Genomic DNA, 24,563 nt, shown 5'->3' with positions numbered 1-24,563 from the left:
GGAGGGTGCCGCATTCCCGCAGGCCGCGGAAGCGGCCAGCAACGAAACAACACGGAGGAGAACAATAATGAAACGCATCGCTTATCTCATGGGCGCTACCGCGGCCCTATTCGTCCTCGCCGGTACAAGCGCGTTTGGCGCGCCGACCTGCGGATTGAACAATGGCAAGAAGGCGGAAGGCGAGCCGATCCTCGTCGGCGCCCTGGTCGGCCAGACGGGCCCTGACGACTTTTCATCCTCCGCGGATGCTGCGGCGGCGTTTTTCAAATGCGTCAACGACAACGGCGGCATCAACGGCCGGCCGATCGAATATCTCGTCGAGGATGATCAGTGGAACCCGGAAGTCGCCGCCCAGGTCGCGACCAAGCTGGTCAAGGACAGACAAGTCGTTGCTCTCGTTGCCAGCGGTTCCTTCGTCGAAATGGGGGTCAACGCCAAGCTTTATTCCGACGAGGGCGTAATGTCGATGGCGGCTGCCTGCGCCGTGTCGGAATGCTTCGAGTCGCCCAACATCGTCTCGACCAATGAAGGTCCGTTGCCTTCGACCGTGGGTGCCGCGCAATGGGCGGTCGCCAATCTCGGCTCCAAAAATGTCGTCTGCATCGGCCTGACCATCCCCTCGGTCGGGCAATATTCCTGCGGCTGGATGGAAAAATACATGCAGGCCAAGGGGCTCACGGGTTCGAGTGTGCTACTCGATCCTGGCGCAGCCGACATGAATGCAGGCTTCCTCGAAGCTGTCGGTTCAAACCCCGACACGATCCTCGTCAACCTGCCAGCTGGCATGGCGGCGGCCTTCCTGCAAGTGGTGACCGAATCCGGCTCTCGCGACCAGTACAAGTGGGTCTCTTCAACCCCGCTCTATGACAAGGACGTGCCCGGCCTGCTCGGTGAGGCGTGGTGGGACGTGATGTATGTCAATGCCGAACTGACCCCGATTGACGGCACCGGGCCGGATGCCACCAACTGGCGCGAAGTCATGGACAAGTATGCCTCGGAGAGCGATCCGCGCGACACGTTCAGCCAGTCGGGTTATCTCTCGGCCCGCTTCTTCGTCGATGCGATGTTGAAGCTCGATCCCGCCAAGATCGATCGGGCTACCGTGACCGAGGCAATTCGCGCCATCAAGAACGAGAAATCCGACTTGCTGTGCGGCCCTTACTATGTCGGCAATGGCGATCGGCACATGCCGAACCATGCCAATATCATGATGCAGCTGGTCAAGGATGGCTTCAAGCAGGTCAGCCAATGCGCCGATGTCGATAGTGCTTATCTCGATCCGATCCGTGCTCAGGAAAAAGAGCTCGGCATCACCTCGAACTGACGGGACCTGCTGATGGGTGCCTATGGCCTCTTCCTGGTTTCCGGCCTCGCCGTGGGCTCGCTCTATGCGCTCGGCGGGGTCGGGCTGGTCATGCTCAATCGTGCGACGGGCGTCCTGAATTTCGCCTATGGCGCGATCGGGGCGCTCGGAGCCATGTGTGCCTGGCAGGTTCTGCAGTGGGGTTATCCCGAGCCGGTGGCCTGGCTGGCCTGCCTGGCCATCGGCGTTTTTCTCTCGACGGGTTACGGCATGCTGATCGCACCGGGCCTCAGCCATCGCGAGCCAGTGGTGAAGGCGGTGGCGACACTTGGTTTCGGCATCGCCATCCTCGGTGCCATGAACCTGCTTTGGGTAGTCAATCCGCGCAAGCTCACCCTGGCGCTCGATGGTATTTCGCTCAACACTCTCGGCCTCAGGATGACGGCAACGCGCCTGCTGGCGCTTGCGACGGGCATCGCCGTGACTGTGGGCATGAGCATCTTCCTTGTCCGCACCCGACTGGGGCTGATGATGCGAACGCTGGCCGAGGATCGCCAGCTCGCGGCGGTGCTGGGTACGCCGATCCGCAGGGTCGAGACGATTGCCTGGGGCTTCTCCGGTCTGCTCGCCGGGTTCACCGGCATGCTGTTCGGTGACCTGGTTCGGCTCGACCCGGCGGTGCTGACCTTCATCGTTATCCCGATCATCGCGACGACCGTGGTCGGGCGGCTGACCTCGATCCGCACCGCCTTTTTCGCCGGCCTCGCGATCGGCATCATCGAAAGCTTCATCACGCTCTACAAGCCGCTCGCGCCGTTCCGCGTTGCCTCGCCCTTCATCGTCGCGATCCTGGCGCTGATGTGGTTGCAGCGCGGACGCAGGCTGACATTCGCAGGGCAGGATTGATGGCAGTAGTCAACGAAATCTCTTCCGCCGAGCCAGAGTCGAAGGCACGTCCCAGCCTCGGTCTGGTCTGGCCGTTTGCCGCAGCCATATTGCTGGCGATTGCCATTCCGCTCCTGGTCGCGGCACTCTGGCTCAAGGTGTTGACCTCGGTCGTCATCTATGCGCTGACGGCGGCGAGCATCGCCCTGCTCTATCGCAAGCTCGGCCAGGTCTCGCTCGCACAGGTCGTGTTCATGGGCTGCGGCGGCTGGATGGCGCTCAGGCTATCCTACGGCACCGGCTTGCCGTTCGAGGTCAATATTCTCGTCGGGGGCTTCTTTGCTGCCATCGTTGGCATGATCTTCGCCTACCCGGCGCTCCGCATGCGCGGACTCTATCTGGCATTGGTGACGCTGATGGCAGCGGGCGGCTTCGGTATCCTGATCAATGTCATCCAGTTCCCGAACGGCGGCGCGGGCTTTCTCGGATTCGCCGTCAAGGCGGTTTCCTACATGCCGCGGCCATGGATAGCGCAAACCGATGAGGCGTATTTCCGCTATTGCTGCGGCGTCGTGGCGCTCGGTTTCCTGCTGATCCATCTGCATGAGCGCGGCAAGCCGGGCCGTGCGTGGTCGCTGATCCGCCGGAGCGAAGCGGCCGCCATGGCCGTCGGCATCAATGTCACCGGCTACAAGATCTGGGGGTTTGGTCTGTCCGGATTCCTCGCTGGCGTCGCGGGCGGACTGCTCGCCGGCAATCTCCAGCTTCTCGATGCGCGCTCCTTTCCGCCAGCGGAATCGGTGATGATCTTCGCGCTCACCATCGTCGGAGGCGCTTGGCATTGGTATGGCGCGATCATCGCTGCGATGCTCTACCGCTTCCTTCCGGCACTCCTGAACGATGTCGGCGTCAGCGGTGACGCGGCCTATATCATCTTCGGCGCGGCGCTGATCCACGCGCTGATGACGGCACCGCGCGGCATTGCCGGTCAGCTCACCGATCTGTTCAATCGCCTCACGGCGCGGGGAAGGCAGCGATGATTGCGATCCGTGACATCACCGTCACTTTCGGTGGCGTGATCGCCCTTAACAAGGTCACGGTCGATCTGACCGATCCCGTCGTCGGCATCATCGGCCCGAACGGCGCCGGCAAGACCACCGTGCTCAACGTGCTCTCCGGCTTCCTCACGCCCAAAACCGGTTCGATCAACGCCTTCGGCACCGAGCTCCTGTCCCTGAAGCCGCATATGCGCAGCCGCTGGGGCCTGCGCCGTTCCTTCCAGAAAGAGCAGGTGGTGGACGAACTGACGGTGGCAGACAATGTCGGTGTGGTGCTCGACAGCCTGCCGCTGAGCGCGGCCGAGCGCGAGCGTCATCTTTCGGCCGCGCTGGAATTCGCCGGGCTGGCCTCCGTCCGGCGGGAGCGTGCTGCGGGCCTTAATGCCTTCCAGCGACGGATGACGGAGATTGCGCGCTGCTCCGCCGGGCCGGCAAAAGTGCTGTTGCTCGACGAACCGGGCGCCGGCCTGTCACAGAACGAGGTCGAGATCCTGCGGCGGACGATCTCGGATGTCCACGCCTTCAACGGCGCTATGACGTTGCTGATCGACCACGATGTCGATCTCATCCAGGCTGTCTGCTCCTCGACGATGGTGCTCGATTTCGGCTCGCTGGTGACGAGCGGCCCGACCCGCACCGTGCTCAGCGATCCCCGCGTGCGAGCGGTGTATCTCGGCGTGGAGGAAGTGGCATGAGCGTGATGATCTCCGATCTCTTCGTCCGGCGGGGCAGCAAGCTCGTGGTCGACGGCCTGTCGCTGACGCTGGAGCCGGGAAAGATCACGGCGCTGCTCGGTCCCAACGGCGCTGGCAAGAGTTCGCTCGTGCTGGCGCTCGCCGGGGTTCTGCCGATCGAGAAGGGTGTTGTCGAGATCGGCGGCCGGCCGATGGGCGGGCAGGCGCCTGAGGCGATCCGCGCGGCGGGCCTTGCCGCAGTGCCCGAGGGCCATCGCGTTTTGTCCGGCATGAGCGTGAACGACAACCTTCTCGCGGCGGGCTTCGGCCACACGGCACGCGTGGCGGCCGATGCGGTCGAGGATGTCTATGGCATCTTCCCGGAGCTTGCCGAACGCAAGGGACAAAAGGCGGGCTCGATGTCCGGCGGGCAGCAACAGATGCTGGCGCTCGGCCAGGCGCTGGTGGCGCGGCCGAAATTCATCCTCGCCGACGAGATGTCGCTCGGCCTGTCGCCGCTGATCGTCAAGCGGCTGATGGGCGTAGTGGTCAAGCTCGCCGAACAGGGCACCGGCATCCTGTTGATCGAGCAGTTCACCCATATCGCACTGAAGATTGCACATCATGCCAATGTGATGTCGCGCGGGCGTGTGACCTTTTCGGGCGCGCCGCAGCGGTTGGTCGATGAGCCGGACATCCTGCACCGCGCCTATCTGGCGCAATAGGGGGTGTGATGGATGCACTGCAATCGGCAGTGGGCGAACAATTTCCACAGCTCGCGCGACAGCTTTTTGGCAATGTCCGTCTCGAATTCGCGGAGGATTCTATCGATCGCCGCCGGCTGCGATCCGTCATGCTGGGTGGCTGCCGTGTCTCCGAGCTCGAGGCCGGTACGCATTCCGTGTTCGGCGATCGTGTCGCCTCTGCGAGCCACGATCCCGATGCCCTGAAGCTGCTGATCCAGACCAGGGGCTCGTCCCTGATCCAGCAATCCCGGCGCGTGATCGATTTCGGCGATGGGACGCCTGTGTTTTGCGACCCGACAAAGCCTTATGCGCTCGAATCCCGGCTGGCACGATCGGTGCCGCAATCGCGGCAAGAACCTGCGGTGGCAAGAGGTGCCGTGGCACCTGCAGCATCCCAACCGCACCGGCGTGCGATTGACGAGTATCTCGAAGTAATCGAATAAATCCTGTCTGGCATTGTCACTCCTCGGTCATCCGAGCCAGCACCTTCTTGAGCCGTCTGACCACTTCAGCATGGGCGCTGCCTAGGCTACCGGACGCAGAAGAGAACTTCTTCTTCAATTCGCAGGGTTCCATTTTTCCGATCCCGGAATAGGAAGCATCGCCCAGCCGTCTATCGGCGCGGAATATTGACTGGAGAAGTTGTCGAGGCCGATTGGGTTGGAAAACTTCAATGCGAAGACTTGCAACCGACCGCGTTGTTCAAGCTTAGTTCGGTAGATTTGGCGAATATTGCAAATTACGATGTTGCAAGCGCAATTATCAATTGATTTTTTCTTGCATTGAAACCATGATTGAGTTTCTGCGCAAAGTTGAAAGCTGGGGGAAGCTTCCGACAAATTTGCAGCTTGAGGTGGGGGATGTCAATGACTGGTATCCAACTGTTCGCATGCCCGGCGGGTGACGCCGGTTGCGCGACCGATCGGGTGGGCTTCGAGCCATGAGCACCCAGGTCAGGTTGATCAGGCTGGAAGACGGCGGCTCTCATGTTGAGTTGCGCCTGACCGGAGAAATTTCCGAGCAGGACAAGCTCTCCTTCTTCAAGGTCGCCGGCGTTACGCTCGATCTCGATATCAAGACCGTGCAGAAGTCGGCCGAATTTGTGCTTTCAGCCCAGAGCGCCGCCAGGTTCTCCATCCCGATGGATCTCCTGGAGGAAAAAGAAGGTTTCCTTGTCATCAAGCCCTGGGCTGAGTTGAAGGACGAGGCGGATGAGGCAAAACGCACGCTGCTGGAGACCGCTCGGCGGAACCTGCGCCAACTGCTAGCCGAACCGCTCCAGCTCGAGATAGACGACAAGGGTGAAGTAAAGGGTCCGAATTTTCTGGGCCTCAGGAACGCCGCGTCATATAAATGGAGTGCCTCCGTCCGCGTGCTCCCCGACATCCTCGACGGGCCGGACGCGATTGCAAAAGACGAAATTGTACTACAGGCCGATGCACGTGCAGGCATCAATGTGACAGCGAACGGTGCTGCGATTGGCGCTGCCTCGGCGGTCTTGTCGCTCGTCGTAAGGAAATCGGATCTCACGGCCCTCGCGAAATCCGTTGCATGTGCTCTACGGATCGAGGACGGCTTCTCCTTGCCGTTGCCCGAATTCGAGCTTCCGGAAATCAGCATCGGCTCGCCAAACTGGTCCCTGGATTGGGCTATTCCCACATGGGTTCCATCCTTCAACGGTTTTTCGTTCCTTCCAATCGGGCTTCCCGGCGCGGCCGATTGGGAGACCAGCATAGACTGGAACGGCAATGACCCGAAGCTTACCGTCGATGTGGCGGATGGTGAGTTTTCCGCGGTCCTTTCAGCATCCGACAAGGCCAAGACCTTCGAAGGACTGGTTAAGGGACGTTTTAGCGGCGCGGCGGTTGAGATCGGCAAGATTACAGCTCTCTCGGCGTCGTTTGCAAAGGACACGCAGTTTCAATACGCCGTTGCAATCGAGGCGGGTCAGAAATTCAGCCTGCCGAACCGTCGGATCGACCTGGAAACACTGCCCTTTGTTTTCGATCTCCAGGACGTGACAATCACGCCCGCCGTCAAGTTCGCCACGGATTCCGGATCTGGCGGCAATTTTCAGGCGGAAACGACGATCGAGATCGGCAGGTTGCTGGTCATCGCTCGCGACAATCCCGCCATTTTCATCGCATTCGCTGCGCAAGTGGTCACCACCATGTCGCAGGACGGTCACCTGAAAACTAAAGTGACCAGCCTCAGGATCGTTGAACCCTATTCGATCGAGCTTGTGAAGTCTGCCGCCGATGTGGTGGGACGACTGCTGCGCATCGTAACCGCTATCCCGCTTCCGGGTGCTCCCGGGGTCGATCTGAATGGTATCTGGAGTGTCATACGGCGCCTTGCGGAATTACTCGGGGCGGCGGCCAGGTGGCTGGCACGCCAAGCCGGCCAGGCAGCCGGTCTTCTCGCGGGTCTAGCGGAGGCAATCGGCGAGGCGCTGATTTCGATCGTCAACGCCCTGGCCGAACTGGCAAAGAAATTGATGGATAAGGCTGATATGGTGCTCACCCACATATCGGTTGAGATCCGGCTCGATGCGGATACATACCAGATCCGCCAGATCGTCATCGCACCGGCCACGACGAAGGGCCTGGCATTGCCACTCGATCCTCCGCTGCAGGTCAGTGCGCTGGGCTTCGATCTTACCGCGAGCCTTGCACTCCGACCGTCATTGTTTTTCGATTTCGGTCCGGAAAAATGGTTTGGTCTGGTCGTCCAGCCCGATGACAAGAGTTTCGTGAAGCTGGGTACCGACCTCTGGCTTGAAAAGGTAAGCGGTCCGCCGCAAGCGACGGGTACTGCCGGGACTGAAACGGCGCCACCTCGATTGGTCGAGATCGAAGCGAGACCCGCCAAGCCGGCGCAGGAGATCGTCGTTGTGGCGCTCCGTCGAGGCAAGCTCGAATTGTTCCAGGCTCTGTCGGGGCAAAAAGGAGACGTGATACAGCTCGATAACAATCTGGAGGTGACGTCAATCGGCGCGTCGGGCGGCGCGTTAGGCAAACTCCCACTCGACGTTGGATATTACAAAAAGAACGACGATGGTTCGTTCGGAGATCCGTTCTACGAGCCAGATGATCCTGATTTAAAAGTAGGCCTGGGTCTTGAGAAGGAGAAGTTGGACAAGTTGAGGAAGCGTCTTCTGGCCTTGCTTCCGAAGGTGGAGCAGGGATCAGCGAGCGGCGGCGGTCTCCTGGATAAACTAAAGCAAAAAATACAGATCGACGACGTCACTTATGGTTTCAGCGGTGGCGCCAAGGCTCCAGTGCTCAGCGCAACCTTCGGCGTGATCGTCCAGTTGGAGAAAGACTTCGCGCCATCCACCAAGCTCGGGGTGAATGTCAGTCTTCGTGATTTGTCGATGAAAATCACCGGTGGCGACAGAATCTCTGTTTACGGAACAGCGGGCGACAAGAAAACCTACCATCCCTTGGGATTGGACCTCGTCATCGACGACGACCCGGAGGAGAAAATCAAGGATGGCGATCCTTACGAACAGTTCTATATAGACCTTTCCAATGGTGGCGAGACGTTCGGCCTCGGCAAGCAGGCCAAGGCGGAACTGTCATTCGGCGCGGTTTCGAATTCGGGCAAGGGTCTGCAGTTCGAGATCACGGAGTTCACGGCTGGCCGCGGCGGGTTCGATTTCGATGCCAAGGTCAAGCCCGACCCCGTCAATCTTGGCGGTGTAGATGTTCCCTTCCGGTTCACGTCAGGTCATTTGTCGATCAAGGGTTCGCGTTTCGGCGGTGCATCGCTGATCGGCAGTGGACAGCTGCCGCAAAATCTCGTCGGCGAGGCAAATGCGAGCATTGCACTGCAGCTGGGTGCGGATTCGAACGGCTCGATCGTCGTCGAAAGCGCGACAGCGCGGCTCGACAAGAGCGGCGACCCCATAAAATGCAACGCAATCCGCTTCGAATTGACGATTACCGAACTCGGCTTCAATTTCGTGCGCGAAGGCAGCTACCATTTCTATTTCGAGCTGACCGGCAGCGCGGTGTTCAAGCCGGCGGACGGCGAGTTCGCATCGGGCATGCTCAAGAGTTTCAAAGACGTTGAGATCAGGCTCAACAAGGCGCCGCTTGCCAATGATCCGCGCGTGCTCATGCGGTCGATTTCGTTTCATGTGAAGGTGGACCCGCCGAAGCGGACCAATTTCTTCAGCCTCTTCGATTTCGAGCTGCGCGGCGTCGGCTTCTATCCTTCGGCAGAGGCTTTCGGTGGCGATCCGGCGCTGGCGATCTCCGGGCAGGTCAAGTTCATCGAGGGTGGCGACATGATTTCGCCGCGCATCGATTTCCACAATATGTGGATCGCGCCGCCGGGCGAAAACCGCGTCCTGCCCCGGATACGCTTCGACGGCCTGACTGTGGGACTCAACAAAGGGCCGCTCAAAATCGAAGCCACCGCGATTGCCGTTGATGGCTCGCTACCAAAAGATCTATTCCGGCCCGACATCCTTCCGGCCAATGTCACCGCCGAGGGCTTCCTCGCCGGAGGCAGGATGGAGCTTTCGGGCTGGGCGCCGATGTCCGCCAAGATGGGATTCCTCGAGCTGCGCGACAAAACGGGTTCCAGCAAGCCGAAGCATTCGTTCTTCGTCTACGGCCAGTTCGAAAAGCAAACCGTGCCGATTCCCACGCCGATCGGTGAAATCTATCTGCGCGAATATGGCTTCGGCTTCGGTTACAGGTACACGCTCGCCGGCATAGCCCAGGCGGAAATGGCGCAGTCCCCGAGGCAGTTGGTCAAGATCCTCGACGAGGTCTCGAAATACCAGGGTAACCTCGATTCGTTTGAAGCCTGGGAGCCGACCTACAGCAATGACGATCTGACGCTGGCGCTCAGGGGCATGTTCTCCGTTGCCCGGTCCCCGAAATCTCAAGACAACGTGTACGACGAGGAGGGCGAGGCGGAGCTTCCGAACCCCGTCTTGTTCGACATCGTGGCGGCACTGCGAACCGACCTGACCTTCATGATAAACCTGAGGGGCTGGATCTCGGTCAACTACAATGACTGGGCAAAAGCGGGCAAGGGAGAAGACTGGAAATCCAAGCCGACAATGCGAGGCTACCTTTATCTCTCGGTGCCACGCAAGGAGTTCCTGGGTCGCTTCATCGCCGATGGCCAGGGACACATCGGCACTCACCCAAGGCTGCCTCCGGCGCTGGAAACCGCGATCAAGGCGTCGCAGTTTTCGGCGACGCTATACATCCGCCCCGGTCTTTTCCATTTCGAGCTGGGCTGGCCATATGAACTCAAGTTCACGCTCGGCGAACCGAATGGCCAGTTTTATCTCAGCCTGAGCGGCGGCATGATTCAGCGGATCGAGGATAATTCGCTCCTGACCGGCATCGCATTCAAGGCAATCGGCAAGGTGCATCTCGAGGGGCGTATCGGCTCCGACAGTTTCGGCGCGGCGGCCGTGGCCCATGCCGATTTCGCCCTCGAAGCGAGAGTAATCTCCTATCTGTCACTGCGGCGTTTTGGAGATTCCTTTTATTACGGCTTCTTCCGGTTCGATGCCACGTTGGGCATCCGGGTGGAGGCGTGGATCAGTTTCCGTGTCTTCGGACACCGCATTCGTATCGCGGTCGGCTTCTCCCTCCATCTGTCCGTTTCCGTGGCACTCGAGGGTGTCATTACGGGCGAAGGCAGGCTCGGGGGGCGCGCCTTCGCGTCGATCGGGATCAGCGCCTTCGGCCGCTCCCTGTCGCTTGGCATCGGCTTCGCTTTCAACGATGGTGAACTCGAAAAGGCTCGCGCCCGTGTCGTCCGCTTTATGACGCTCGGCCTCGGCACGGATATTCCCGACAAGGCACTCGACGGCCAAAAGGTCGAGACCAATCCAAAACCGCAGCGACCGGCCGACGAAACATCGGCGAACGGCGACAATGCCGTGGACCAGGATCTTGGCAAAACCCCGGCGCCCGTCGAGCAGCCCAAAGAAGACGAGGTGGTGAGCCTCCACGGTGATCCGATCGTCCAGACCGATTTCTGGGCGTTTTTGTTTCCGATCGGAAAGACAAAAGGCTCGGATAGCGAGCGATATGTCATGCAGCTCATTCCGCGAGACCATACGTTCATAGGGGTCGAAGGGATCGATAGTGACAAACCTAGATCGACGTTCTACGCAGGCCCCGGCTCCTCGGCGGATACGGCCACCGTATGGCACAAGTTGGTGGCACCGGAGGCGGCCGGAGAAATAAAACGTCTCTTCGTGGGGGCGGCCGGGAATTCGCCAAGCCTTGCTCCCGTGAAAATAGGTGCGACCGCCGAAACGGCGGACGCTCTCGGCCTCGCGGTCGATGTCGTCGTCGGACGTGACGACCTCCAAGGCGTGGATTTCAAGTTCAAGAGCTATCTCCTTTCACAATTCCTTCTCAGATGGAGCGGCAGCCCCGAGATTGCCGTGGCCACCGAACCAAAACCCCGCTTGTCGAAGAAACTCGATACCCGTCTGCCCGCGGATTCCGACGCTGCGGCACTCGAACTCAGCCGCGCCGGGCGCAGCCGAGTCAACCTCACGATACAGCAGAAGCGAGAGGCGGAGATTGCCGAGGCTCGTTCCGCCGCGGTTGCCGCGGTCTGCGAGTCTGCCGCACAGATTGCCGCCACGCTCGGGCAGTATGAAAACGGTCCACCAAGGTTTGGCAATATCGACGCACGCGACTTCGGACTAACCTTTGTGGTTTCCGCCGAGGAACTCCAGGCACTTTTCGACGACTTGGACGACGATGATATCCGGCCGCCTGCAGCGAAATTCTGTGTCATAAAAAGCGATGCATTCAAGGCTGGGGAAAAAGACTGCGATGTCGCGGGCAGGGTACATCTCTTCAACCACCCCGATCGGATGTTCCGTAAAGCGCAGCCAAATTTCAGCCCGACGCATGAGATCACCACCGAAGGGATCAAGCTTGACTGGGATCTCGAACCCGCTTGGGGCGATTCGCTGGGCGCCTATCACGATCCGGAATTCCACCTGAAGCACTATCGAATCCGCCGCTATATCCGTGGTCTCGGCGAGAACGAGTATCGCGCGGAGTTCACCGTCAAGGCCGGCTCGCCCGAACGGCTGTCCCAGGAACCCGACGGATCGGTCCGTCTTGAGCGGGTTCGCCCGCCGTATCAGTTCATCGACGACCTGCTTTCCAGGGGCGAAAACGGGCAAGGCGCCATACCGGATGCAATTCGTGACGTCCTGCTGGGCAAGGCTACGAATCTGGTCGATTGGAAAAAGGCAAATGGTGGCGATGTAGCGTCGGTCAATATCGTCTATGAAATCACTCCGATCGACATAGCCGGCACGTCCGATTCGGGCGAACCCTACGTGGTTCGGGATTTCAGGGCGCCGGAAGTCCTGCCGGTGTCGCCACGTGAAGCGGCGTTGCAGATCGCCTATGACGGCATTCTATCCGCGGGCTTTGCTGCGGATGGCAGTCCAACTTTCCCGACCAAGTCCACGGTTCCCGGCCTGCGCTTCCTGATGACGGCCGGCGTTCGTGCCAGCGAGCCGGCCGACGCTACGGGCGCCACCATCCCGGTCATTCCCGAGCCGGACAGCAAGACCGATGCTCTGCAATTGCGCATTCTCGAGGAGCGCGCGATCCCGTCCGGCTCTTTCGGATCGGATGCGCTCGACGAAGCGCGTACCCGCCTCGACGAGGCGGCGATCGAGAAGCTTGCCGGTCAGAAAGGCGTATCCAGTTTCATCCTGAAGCGGGTGACGGATACATCGAACGCGATCATGGCGGAATTCGAATATCTCAAGTTGCAGGGCACGGAGAACTCGAACATCCCGAACGATCAAAAATACGGGCGGCAGTCGGTTTCATTCAAGGTGTTCAAACTCAAAGAGGGCAAAGAGGAAGCTTCCAGCCCTGAAGAATTGCGCAAGGCGCTCGGCGCAACGGGATCGAACAATGCGGGGGACGCGCCCGGCCTTGTGCGCCGCGCCTATCTGCGTGCCGAAAGCCGGACGAAGACCGACGTCAAGGCAGGGGAATGGCGGAGTGTCAGCTTCAACATTGTGCTGAAGAACTGGCGGATCGAGCAAAAGTCCGGCTCAACTCCGCAGGGCCTTCTTGAAGAAGGCGTGTCCGTCAACACGCGGATCGAGGCCTTCGAACAACCCGTGAACCTCGCTCTCAAGCCGCTGACGCGTACGGACTTTACCGGCGAAAGCGGAAACATCCATCTTTATTATCCGAGAGCCGGCAGCAGCCTGGATGATTTGCTCAGGCATCGAGGCCTGAACCTGATGGCCGACAGCGAAGGACGAACCGGCGTCAGACTTCGCTGGAACGCTCGTCCCCGCGATCTGCAGATTGTCGGTGATGCCGCAGGTGCGGTTGCGCCGGACCTTTTCCGGTGGATAGGCGGCTACGAGATCCATGCCGTCGATCCGGATACGTACGTGAACGACGGGAAAGACGAGGCGGCGGCATTGGCCGCTCAAGCCTTGCCGGTCGGCAAGCTCAAGCTGTCGCCGCCCAGCCTGCGGGGGCTTGAACCGCCGGAGTTTGGCGATCTGAGCCGGATTGAAGCGTACTATCCCTCCGACGCCCTGCGCATCGCACGCGCGTCCCGGCTCAACGGCGCAAAATCCACCAGCAAGGCGGCGTGGTTTTCGAGTGCGGAATCGACCGCGATCTTTCCCGAACTCTGCATCCGTCGCTCGATCATGCCGGAGCCAGACGATGCCGATCTGGCGCTGCTTTTTGCCGGCGGCACACCGGATCAGTTGCGCATTTCGTTCCCCGACTGGGCGGATGAAAAATCCGATCCTCTGCCGGACTGGCTTCCTCGCCTGATGGTGAAGGATGTTCTCGTGAAGGAGGGCTCGAACAAGAAGGAAGTGTTCGTTGTTCCCCTTGGAAAGAGCGTGCTGAATGCCGGCCGGGTCCGCGCCATCATGCGAGCGCTCCAGCTGCAACCAAAGGCGAAGGCCCTGGATGCGGCTCGTGCGTCGGAACAGGTTGTCCTTGCACAACGGCTCAAGGAATCGAAATATCTGGGTGCCGTGAAGGTCCGGATCGAGGCGGTGCGCGCCAAAGTCAGTGCGGACGGGAAGCCGTTGATGCAGGACGGGAGCGTCGTCTATACGCCGACGGCGAGCATAATGCACGACTTCGACATCCTGCCGCGGTTGCACCCGGTTCTTGCGGATGCGCTTTCATTTGTCCAGTTCGGCGAGCGGGTGACAGGCGACGAGACGTCGCTCTTCAAACGATATTCGATTGTCAGCGATCCGGACCCGAAGGTCGATGCGAAGTCCTTCGAAGAGTATGTCGCCGCTTCGCCTCCGCAGAAGGATAAGAATGGCTGGGGTGCCCTCCGGCTACTCGGCCTGGCAACAGGTTTCCGGCTTTACGACAAGTTGAGGGGGAACTACGCCCCTCGCGACGAAGCCCTCAAGGCGATCCACGGCGCTATGCGGCAGGCCTTGAATGTTTACGCCGGTCGCGATTGCGGCCAGGCTTTCGTCGACGTCGTCACGCGTCCATGGGGCAATTCGAAACTGTTCTGGTTCGATGGGGGTATCAGGAATCCGTCGAAAGACGAGGTGGCGGGCCTGATTGGCAACGAGGCACTTTCAGTCATGCAGATCGCGCTCAGGCCGCGACCTGACCGCTCGGATATCTGGCCGCAACCCGACGTGAGCGACGATGCGCGATTGGCGGTTCGGTACGCAATCGTGCGAGCCATGGCCCCCGGTCCGGAAAAGCGGCTCAAAGCCGCGAACTTCACGATCGAATTGAGGACCGAAGATGATGCAGGTAATCCTATCGACATCGCCGGCAATGGCGCTCTTATCGATGTGTTGCCGGTCCATTCCGGGATAGCCTCGGTGCACCCCGTCAGGCTGTCGGCAGAGGCGCGCAAACTGATCATTGCCGGCAACTATCTCATGAAGCCCCGCGAGCCGGTCGCTGTGCTCCGGGTCATCGTTCGGAATTCGGAGTTCGACCCCAAGGCAGATCTCGCCAAGATCGTGAAACTGTCTGTCGAGGCGGTGGAAAAGGACCTGACGCCACCGACACTGGAGGCAGATTGGGTGGGTGGGAATCTGCCGAATGCACTGAAGGGCGGCAAGGAAACGACCGAACATGCATTTGGCAAGTTTGCCGAATTAACGGATGCAGACTGGGCCGAGGCACTTTTCAGGCCGACTCTGGTCGACAACGTCGTCCAGTTGAACCATGTCGAGGCCGTCTCTCGCTTCGCAGCGTATATCGGTATGCGTTTTGGTTCATTGGCTGTGCCGGTTGGCAATGTGATGGACAATTCAGAGGAGCCCGGCGCAATCGAGGCACGCAAGCTTCTCGCGGGGTGTATTACTCGGTTCTGGACGCCCTTCCTGCAGCATTGCTGGGTACCTGGACTTCCCTCAACCGAATCCGACGCCAATGAGCCGCAAGTTTATTTTTCGCTTGGCACGGTCGCCGATCCCGGCACCTGGCAGCAGGCACCGGATGCGTCGGGCCGGCTATCCATTCTGATCCCGCAAACGGACCGAGGGGGCAAACGCTACAAATTTGCGGTCCGCCCCGTCGGCCGCTATGCAGAATGGGCGGAGGCATCGCCGTGGATGCTTGTCGGCGACAAAACGCTGGAGCGTCAGAAAATCTCGGGACTTGCGGGAGCGCTGAGCCCTGGCGATGCACTCGGACGCTTCAAGGACATTACGATCCCGCGATCCGAGCCGCTGGAAAAGCCGGTCGTCCTGCTCTCGCGGCGCACAATGCCGCCTGGACCAGGCAGATCCGGGGGACGGTTCGAATTGGTGATCGCGCATTCCACGGACATGGTGCTTGCGCAGGCAAACCGCCGCAATGACGCTGTATTGGCGCCGCAAGAGCTCGCGGTGGGCTTCTGGCGCGAGTTTCCGCATCTCGGCTGGTTGAACGCAATTGAGGCTCTGGAAGAAGAGCACAAGTTCAAGGCCGACCCGGGCGGTGAATTTGGCGAACTCGATCCCAAGCTCGTCAATGCCAAACTCCTGGCGCTTGATCGTGACGAAGCCCGCAAGATGCTCGAGGATCTGCGTCCGTTTGTGCCGGATGCGTGGTTGGGATCAACGGCAATATCGGCATTGCTGCCGCCCTATTTCTTCCGCACACATGCACTCGTCCACATGGCGGCTGGGATTGTCGTGTCGGAGCAATCCGCCGCGGTCAACGAGCAGGGTTACTTCGAACTGAGATGGGCCGAGGATGGCACGTCGGGCGACCTCCGGCGCACGATGGCGAAGAATGGCCCCCAATACTCCGTCAGTCGAAAGCTCCTGTCCGAGGACGGTGGGGTGCCCTGCTTCAAGACGCTGATCACGATCGATCTTGCCGCCATGCGCTTCATAGACTGCATGGCATCCAACGATGCGGCTGTCTGGTTTCCTGGCAGCCCGGCCGAATGTTTCGGCGAGATCGGAAACCTGGTTCATCTACCGGAACCGGCAGTCAACTACCGTATTTCATTGGAGGCCATCAAGAGTAACGGCGAAGTCATCCAGCGCGTGCCCGAAATCGACGTGCTTCCCGCCCCGCCGCCAGCGACCAAAGCCAAAAAAGAGGATGTCAGCCTTTATCTGCTGCAAAAGTCCGGTTCGCGGTTGGAGCCCATGTCCGGCAACGTCAACCCGAGCCTGACGGCCGACGGGACGCATGAATGGCGCATCCGGCCAACAATGACATTGCTGCCCAAAGCCAGTACGGGCAATCAGCCGAGCGCCCAGGCAGCCTATCAGCCTGTGATCCATGAGAGCGCCGATCCCGAGATTCAGGCGGCCATGCTGGCGGCACTCAAGAAGCCTGCGCTCGATGGTGTATCCGGCGAGGAGGCGATTGCAGGTCTTGCTCCCGTCACCTTGACGTTCTCCGGCACGTCGTTGCCGACGCAGGGATGGGAAGATCTCGAAGACTACCTGACGCTGTATCAGGCGCATGAGGCTCGCGAGACCGTCCAGAACTGGAAGCGGAGATGGACGGGCGATCCAAGTGCGACACCCCCTGTTCCCGCCGAATTGCCACCGGATGGAACCGTGCTCACAGTGTGGCTCAACCGGAGCGCCATCGACGTCGACGAACTGAAGAAGGCGTTGTGGGAGATAACGGGTTCGCATGCGAACAAGCCTTCCGTGGGGGCGATCAGCCGCCTCATCCTGCGCGCACCGCCGAACGAAGCAGAGCTTCTTGCTTTTCACGATACCGAACTTCCCAAAACGCAGGAACTTGAGGCAAAGGTTCATGAGATTGCGGAAGAGCAACTGTTCGGAAAAGGCCGCAAGCTTTCCGTGATGGCCATGATGGGAGACAGGACACCACTGTCGCGCATGATCGAACGCAGCCGGGGAGACGCATCATGACGCCCAAATTCGATCGCAAGTGGCTGGGTCGCGTGTTCCTCGGGGCTGGTGCCGACACACCGTTCTGCTATGCGGAAGTCAGGGCGTATTGGGGCGAGCCGCCGGTCTTCGGCGATAACAGTCTTGTCATCGACAACACCGTCGGAATCCGTGCCTTGGACATGGGAAGTCCCGCGTCCACCAAACCCGAACGGTACCCGCGTATGCTGCGGGTTTATCCCTGGCCGAGGAATTTCGGCGGCCACCCGGCGAACAATCTCTATTTCGACTTTGGCAACGGCCTGGAAGTCGAAGCTAAATTGCTGGATCAGCCCTCACCATCGGATATTCTGATCGTTCCCGAGAAGCCCTGGGAAAAGATGGCTGCGGATACGACGACGGATAGTGAGACGGATATCTCCGTTCCCGTGTTTCGCGTTGCCGAAGGCCGGCTGACATTGTCGATCGACATGACGATCAAGGCAAACGCAGCGTTGGCGGTGGCCCTGAAGTTCGACAAGAAGAATTCGACTATCCTCGGCGGCCTGAAGATTGATCTCAAGAGCGGAAAGTATTTTGAGATCGAACTCGTTCCTGACGGCATCGAGTTCCTTGGCAGTCTCGCCGATTTCACGCGCAACACATCCGGTACCACAATGGATGGCAGATTCCGGCTTGAGCGACAGGCCGATGGCAAGGATCGCCGCAATATTCTGCGCCTTGTCGGTGCAGGCAAGAGCGGTGCAGCCGAACTCGACGCCCTTGAGGGGCGCATCGCCGCAATCCTTGCCATACTTGGTCCGAAGGGCGCGCCTGCGCAAATCCGCTTTGACAAGCGACCCGCGGCACCGCCGCTCATCTGGCCGATGGTCGTTACTGGCAAGGTTTGCTCACTGGATTCGAGCGGTTGCCAGCAGAACCATTTTCGCGTCGAGATCGATCCTTCGGCAACCGATCTCCGAATGAGCACAAGCAGCCGCTTTCCTGGCGAGCCCGCTGCCTTGGCCACCATAAACCAGGCGCGGATGACGCTGTTGCGCCAGGCTCCGGACAAGTTCACGATCGAGGCCCGGTCGGGCAGGCGCAATGGCAACAGCACGATTTCGATGGCATACACGCCGGCCGAACCGGCGTGGGACAGCAATATTACAGGGTTGAATAAAGCCATCCCCGTCACTGTGCCGTTGTCGGCGCATCTCGACCGGCTGCTCGGCATATATCGGGCCGCTGGAGCGTTGCCAGTCGAAGCGACCGAGGTCCCCTATCTGTTTTTGGCTGTCGATCAGGGCTGGCTGCAGCTTGCTGTTCCCGAGGCCCAGAAAGCTGCAGGCGAGCCTCCAAAGCAAGAAGGGGGTTCCACGATCACCGGCCGGATCGTTGCATCGCATGGCAGCGGCAACCGGCTGCGAAGCGTCACCATTGAGCAGGCCGCAGGTCTCAAGCTCACCCTTGCATTCACCCAAGGGGACAACGGGTTTGAGCCGGTTGGTGCGACCCTTGAGGCGTGGACGCCGCAAATGCGCTTTGCCGGCTTCCTATTCGCCGCGGAGACCTCGCCCACCGGCCAGGAAGCCCTGCCGACGCTGCGAGGTGGCCCGGCTGCGACCCGGGACCTGCCAATGATCTCGCCGCGCAATGGCCCAGGCATAGAGGCGGAATTCGAGTGGATCATCACGACGGACGCAGACAATAAGGCCATCGATCACTGGAATCTGAAGATTTCGGATGTGACCGCGGATCATGCCGGCGCCGTTGAAGCGACCGCACTGGACGGACTGACCGGCCAGCACTTGGCTTGGTTGCCGCCGTCGCATAATCCCTTCATCACCAATTATCCCATAACCCGTGGACTGCCATCATCAACGGAGCCGTCGGTCTCGCGCGGGCTCGTGCCTTGGCGGGTCGGGCAGAAAAAACTCCTCACACTGGTTATGGAGGTGGATGGCGCCGATGCGCCGAAGGTGAGCGGCGACCTGACATGGGCGCTACCCTATCCAGAGCCGAAAGCCTTGGAAAACAAGAGTTTCCTCCCCGACACACTGATACTGCCAACACTCGCGGGTATCGAACTCCTGCCACCGAGGATCTATGATCCACAGAAGGCCTTGCGAGCCGCATTGCGCTACGACCTGCCCATTCTGGACGAACTGTTTGCCTGGTCTGATCCGCCGCCGCCGAAGAACGCGAAGCCGGACGTGACGTCTGAAAATCGTGGCCCTGAGGAGCGGGCGCCGACGGCCGTCGAACCTGATCGGCTCATGCAGGTGTGGGATAAGAGCCGCAAGCGCATGGCTCTGACGCGTACCCAGGCGGCCTTCGCGACCCCGTGGCTGGAGACGGGCGGCAAGCCTGCTCCCATCAAGATCGATAATCTCGTCGAGCCGCTGACTTGGAACTCGAAGAGTTTCGTGGTTACACTTGACGAGCCCTATGGCAAATTCGAACTCGACGGGGTGCTCTACAGCCTGAAGGAGGCCGTCGAGGGAAGGGTCCTGACGTTCAAGATCGCCGGCAGCACGATCGCCCCGCCGGGAGAAGATGAGACGGCCGAGATTCAGATCGAAGGCTTCGCGGCCAACATCTACAATCACAGCAATTATCTATGGGATTCCCGCGGCTTCGGCATGGGGGCGGCGCAATCGATGCTTGATCATGCCGCGGTTCGAGCGATAAAAATCACACCGCTGGTTCCGAAAGATACGTCCGAAACACATCTGCTCTCGATGCATTCCGCCCTCGAAATTGCCGTGAGCGGCGATGCGTCCAAGGGATTTCGGACGCCACTGAACTTCCTGGTCCGCGATCTTCCGGTGAAGAAGAACGGCGAGGGATATGCCTTCGACGGAAAGACCAATCCGATCGAGAACTCGCCGGGCGCCGACGGTAGTGCGTTCGATCCCGACGAGTTGCCGCGCTCGCTGCATGAATGGCGTTTTTTTGCGTCCCTTCCGAAAGCTGGTTCAGAGCTCGATGACCGACGTCAGCAATTCTATCTTCGCTATGGACCCTTTGCCTTTACCCCACTTCGACTCCTGGAAGCCAAATTCAATCTAACAGGCGCCATGACCAAACTGACTATCGTCGGCAGGGCAGCGCTCGCGCCGCTTGTTCCGAATCTGGAAGCTGATAGCCCGGCGCACCGCCAGCCGTTCGGACCCGACGAAGTCTACGAACGAGGCGACCTGTTCAAACTTGCGCTGACGCCGGAGGGCGAGACCTGGAAGGCCGAATGGCAGGGCTTGAGCTATGAGGGTGAAAAGCTGGTGGATCGTGACAATGTCGTCCGCGTCGAGACGACCCTGTCGGATCGCTGGGCCGGCAAGACCGAGGTGCCCGCGCAAATCGATATCAACCTCAAGAGCTATGCAGAAGGGGAGAAAAAACTCCCCGCCAAAATGCGGGCCAGGCTCTTCGGATGCGACTGGAGTCTGGACCTCGAGGGCGCGATCGCCGATGACCTCCTCACGCTGACGCCGGCACAAAGCGCGACGAAGACGGGGGTCGTCCAAGGGCTGGCCGTCCATTTCAAGGACGTGAAGATAAAACTGTTCCTCAAAGCGGGCAGCGAAAATCCACGGATCGATTATCAACCGATCCTGAAACTCGGGGTCGATGACAAAACATCGCTTTTAGAAATATCGCCGGAACAGCTGGACTGGCTTGATCTGAAACTGACGCCGGCACCGCCCGAGTCAGGCAACGACAAGCTCCATCTAACGGTAGATCATGAAAGCGGTCGCGTCACCGCCGATTGCGCCATCCTTGCCCCCAAGGGTCTTTCGCCGCTCTTCGTGTTGAAGGCCAGCAATGCGCTTGCGGTTCGAGCCTTGCTGGCGGGTTACCCCGAGGCGAAAGGGGGCGTCAAAAGCGATCTTGAGCCGATCACCCTGACGACGGCCTGGATGCGCGTCGATGGTCGAGAGGCCACGGAGCCAAATCTTGCCATTGAACACGTATTCTCCACTTCGGTGGGCAGAGCCTCAAGCACGCTTCACAGGCTTTATTTGACGGGAAAGCACGAGGTCAAAAGCCTCATCCGCTGGCCATCCGCCGGGCTTTCCCTGGCGGCGGGCGGGGGCGCCATCAATGACCTTTTCAACCCCAAATCGTCCATCAAGCCTGACGGCGTCGGAAAGCCGACAACTTTCAGCCATGACATCAGCATCGACGCGGCAGAGCAGGATCTTCTCCGGCACACGGTCACCGTGCATTTCAACCGGCACGAGATAGAAGCGCAACTACTCGCGGCGGGCGAAAAGAAGCTCATTCTTCGGAAGTCCGTGCAACTTCTCGTAACCGCATCTCACGAGCTGCGCGAAAAGGGTGACGACAAGTCGAACGGTGTACTTCGTCTGTCCTGGTCCTCGCTTGATACGGTGAATTTGACGACCCCCCAGCGATGGATCGAGGAAGCGTCCGAATTGGCTTTCGCTCCACGTTACGAACTCGGGAAATATCGAGCCACCAAGCTCGCCGACACCAAAGAAAAGGATGGGATGCTGAAACTGCGTCATGCCGTTTCCGGCTTCTTCGACGATTTGCTGATCGGGTGGTTGGAAAAGGGTGGCGGCGATGAAGCTGTCGTGGTGACGGGTGGTGCGATCATGCATTTCCCATGGGAGGACCGCGCCTTCGTCGCCGTGATCCCATGGATCGACAGTGACGCGGCCGCAGCCCTGCGGCTCGGCGACCTCACGCTTCAGTCAAAGCCTGGCCGCTGGCGGGTGGCGCTTGCCGACTTCTGGGGAGGCAGCGCGCTGCAGCAATCGGGCGCACTGGCCACGACTCCCTTGAAGCTGCGCATCGCCAGCGTGGATATTGGCAACACTTTGGGTGTAACAGCGTCGACACCATCCCTGCCGATGGAACAAGCCTTCTTCGAGAGGCTCGACCAAAATGGCAAGGTTGTTGCCATGGAGGGCGACGAGGACGAACTGCTCGCTGCCCCATTCTTCGTTCGCAGCATATTTGCCATCTACAATCTCTTGCAGACGATCGCATCGGAAAAAAGCGCCGCTTCCCAAGTCGCGGGAACGTTATTTGGCAATTTGTCTTCGGTCCCGGCTTCGCGCTTGCGCGTCGTTGTCAGCGATCCCGGCATTCCCGGGACGCCGGCGGTGGAGACTTTCGTGCCGGCCGATCTGATCGTGCTGTCGGCTGATCGCAAGTCCGAGACTGAATCCTATCGCATGATCGAGCGCACGGGCGCTGACCAGTTGTTCGAGTCGGCGAGTTCAGAAATCCGTGACCTCGCGCTCAATGAGGATCGGCAGGCTGGCGTGGCGATACGCATGGTCAGACTGCGGGAGGGGCCGGTCATGCATCTGGTGCCGTTGGAATCATCCGGCCTGTCATTTTCGGAAACTTTCTCCGGCGAACTTCTGCGAAAGGGCACGGACCTGTCGCCATCGGCGGCGCTGGGCTGGCCGTCCGCGCGCGGCGTCAATGGAATATCGGCCTTGGCACCGGTTCTTGGCGACGAGTTCCCCATCATGTCTTCGAATGCGGGCTTTTCAGCTCGAACCCAGAGTTTCGGCTGGCCAGCGCGCGCCTCCGCGCACAAGAAGGAATCGGACGACGCTCAGGATAGGGACGGCTACTATCTCTCGTTTTCGTCGCATGTCATCTATGACCGAGGCCAACTCCTCGGCTTCGATGGTCCGGCTGCGCGGCATCTGCTCGTGTCACCGGTGCGGCGGCGTCTGCCTGTCGAGGTCGCGCAAGCCGTGGCCCTCCAGAGTGAGGATGAACAGCCTACTGACAATGCGGGGCGCTTGAAGGCGGTGTTGCCGCCGGTCGTCACGCGCACCACGATCGGCAGGCGGCCGGGTGTGTTCGAAGTTCTGTCGGCAAGCGTGATCATTCCCGATATCGCGACGGCTTTCGACAGCGACAGGCCGCAGTTCGGACAGCCGGGCAATTCCTCGCCGGTGGCCTCCCATCAGCTTCGCAATCCCCGTTCACCGGTTCTACCCGCCGACGACATCGAAGACCTGACAAAGCCGATTACGCCAACCGCCCTGGCGCTGCGCCGGCGCACCTATCTCTCACTGGGCGATTTCGTCGATGTCGAGGCGGATGAAGAAGGTGAGCGATATCGTCGATTGAAGCCCTTTGGCCAGTTCAGCGGCAATGCGGACGTGTTCCGAATTTCTCAGGCGGCCAACGAATGGCGCGTGGTCGTGAGCCTGGCAAATGAGGAGCCCATTGGCAGCGCCTGGGGCGGCACGTTGGAATTCGAGCTGAAAGCCGTCTCGTCGAACGGAGGAACGATCGATCAACTTGGAGCCGTGCTTTGGCCCGGTGAAAAGCTGCCTTCCGTAAGACTCGAAATTGGTGGCAAGACATTTGACGGCCTTAAAGTGTCATTGCTCCCGGAAGACAAGGACGCCATCCAGAGAACAATTCGCGCCACGGCAAGTACGAGCCTGGCCGAAATCCGCGCGCTGCTTGTCGCAGCCAACGCTGATACGCCGATGCGGGTCGTGATCGAGTTCGATCCAGATCCCGTGGATTCCGTCAAGCTCCAAACCGGACCCAAGAAATATGTGTCCGTCCCGCTTCAACTTGCGCCGGGCGACCGGCGCGTTATGCCGGTTCTCAGCCAGACCATCGCCTTCGGTGATCCGTCCTACGACCGCCAACTCGCGAGCCTCGCCCAGCAGGACCTGCAGCGCATCGACGACAAGCCGCATCTACTGGTATGCGATCGGAAGGAGTACAATACATGGTCGGTGCTCTATCTCGCCGCCGGTGTGCTCGGTGCGGACGGCTCCTTTGACGGTGCGCAAGCTGGCTCGTTCAGTGTGCGCTTTTCGAGGCTCCCGGTGCCGGGAAGCGATGCCGACCAGCAACCGCAGCCATTGGTAATCGCAGGTCAGCCAAGTGAGAATAGCCAGTACAAGATTGAGTGGTGTAGCGCATACGAAGTCCCGCTTTCTCGCCTTGTTGCAAATAATGCCACCGCGCGATCACGCCCAGCCTTGCTGCCTGGGGAAAGGTTGGAGATCGCCACCACATTCGTCTCGAACGGAAAAACAACGATTTTCAGGTTGATTGCGGCAATCGTCGCGGGCGACGTGATTGCCCCTGCGCCATCCGTCTTCACGGTCCTGGAAGCCGCAGGCGACGGGGTCACAGTTCCTCTTCATGCGGCAGCGCCGCTCCCGCAAAGAGTGGAGTTTCCCGACTTGTTGAATGATCTCGCCAACGGGCATGTGCGACGTCAGGGGCTGTTCATCTGGCGATCGTCCCGGCCGAAGGCAGAGAAGAAGACCGGACGCGAGTTCGAACTGCTGAAGTTTGATCGCTCCGGTGGCGCGCAGTTGCCAGGATAGCCGGCTGGGCAATCTTTTGCTTGACCAACTCTGCCGCGACAGCGAGCCGCATTTGCGCGGACAAAACACGCCAACAAGAAAAGGCGAGCTGTAACGTGTAAAGAGCTTTGTATTTCGCGGCTGAACGCAACGATAGTTTCAGTAAGTAGACTCGATGCGCGGGCTTCGCCAACGCATGGTGTGCTGCGCTTCTGCCTTT

General features: G+C 60.1%; 8 protein-coding genes. All 8 read left to right on the top strand.

Annotated features, from left to right (window positions below; all coding sequences use genetic code 11):
• Positions 1–67: 67 nt before the first annotated feature.
• Positions 68–1,324 carry an ABC transporter substrate-binding protein gene (locus IHQ71_RS22975; RefSeq protein ID WP_258158734.1) on the top strand — a complete coding sequence of 419 codons (1,257 nt, stop codon included), beginning with the start codon at positions 68–70 and terminating at the stop codon, positions 1,322–1,324.
• A 12-nt stretch (positions 1,325–1,336) separates the two neighbouring features.
• Positions 1,337–2,209 carry a branched-chain amino acid ABC transporter permease gene (locus IHQ71_RS22970; protein WP_258158733.1) on the top strand — a complete coding sequence of 291 codons (873 nt, stop codon included), beginning with the start codon at positions 1,337–1,339 and terminating at the stop codon, positions 2,207–2,209.
• Positions 2,209–3,228 carry a branched-chain amino acid ABC transporter permease gene (locus tag IHQ71_RS22965; RefSeq protein ID WP_258158732.1) on the top strand — a complete coding sequence of 340 codons (1,020 nt, stop codon included), beginning with the start codon at positions 2,209–2,211 and terminating at the stop codon, positions 3,226–3,228. Before IHQ71_RS22970 ends, IHQ71_RS22965 begins: the two co-directional genes overlap by 1 nt.
• Positions 3,225–3,941 (top strand): ABC transporter ATP-binding protein, encoded by a 717-nt coding sequence (locus tag IHQ71_RS22960; protein ID WP_258158731.1) that lies wholly within the window; start codon positions 3,225–3,227, stop codon positions 3,939–3,941. Before IHQ71_RS22965 ends, IHQ71_RS22960 begins: the two co-directional genes overlap by 4 nt.
• Positions 3,938–4,645 carry an ABC transporter ATP-binding protein gene (locus IHQ71_RS22955; RefSeq protein WP_258158730.1) on the top strand — a complete coding sequence of 236 codons (708 nt, stop codon included), beginning with the start codon at positions 3,938–3,940 and terminating at the stop codon, positions 4,643–4,645. Before IHQ71_RS22960 ends, IHQ71_RS22955 begins: the two co-directional genes overlap by 4 nt.
• Before the next feature lie 8 nt (positions 4,646–4,653).
• The gene (locus IHQ71_RS22950) at positions 4,654–5,109 is read left to right on the top strand and encodes a hypothetical protein (RefSeq protein ID WP_258158729.1); all 456 of its coding nucleotides are present in this window, start codon (positions 4,654–4,656) and stop codon (positions 5,107–5,109) included.
• 497 nt (positions 5,110–5,606) lie between these two features.
• Positions 5,607–17,048, top strand: a complete 11,442-nt coding sequence (locus IHQ71_RS22945; protein WP_258158728.1) for a hypothetical protein — start codon at positions 5,607–5,609, stop codon at positions 17,046–17,048.
• Positions 17,045–24,364, top strand: a complete 7,320-nt coding sequence (locus tag IHQ71_RS22940) for a hypothetical protein (protein ID WP_258158727.1) — start codon at positions 17,045–17,047, stop codon at positions 24,362–24,364. Before IHQ71_RS22945 ends, IHQ71_RS22940 begins: the two co-directional genes overlap by 4 nt.
• Positions 24,365–24,563 lie beyond the last annotated feature (199 nt).

The sequence above is a fragment of the Rhizobium sp. TH2 genome (assembly GCF_024707525.1).
Classification (GTDB): Bacteria; Pseudomonadota; Alphaproteobacteria; order Rhizobiales; family Rhizobiaceae; genus Rhizobium_E.
The sequence above is the reverse complement of the archived record's forward strand: the minus strand, read 5'-3'. Positions and strand labels throughout refer to the sequence as shown.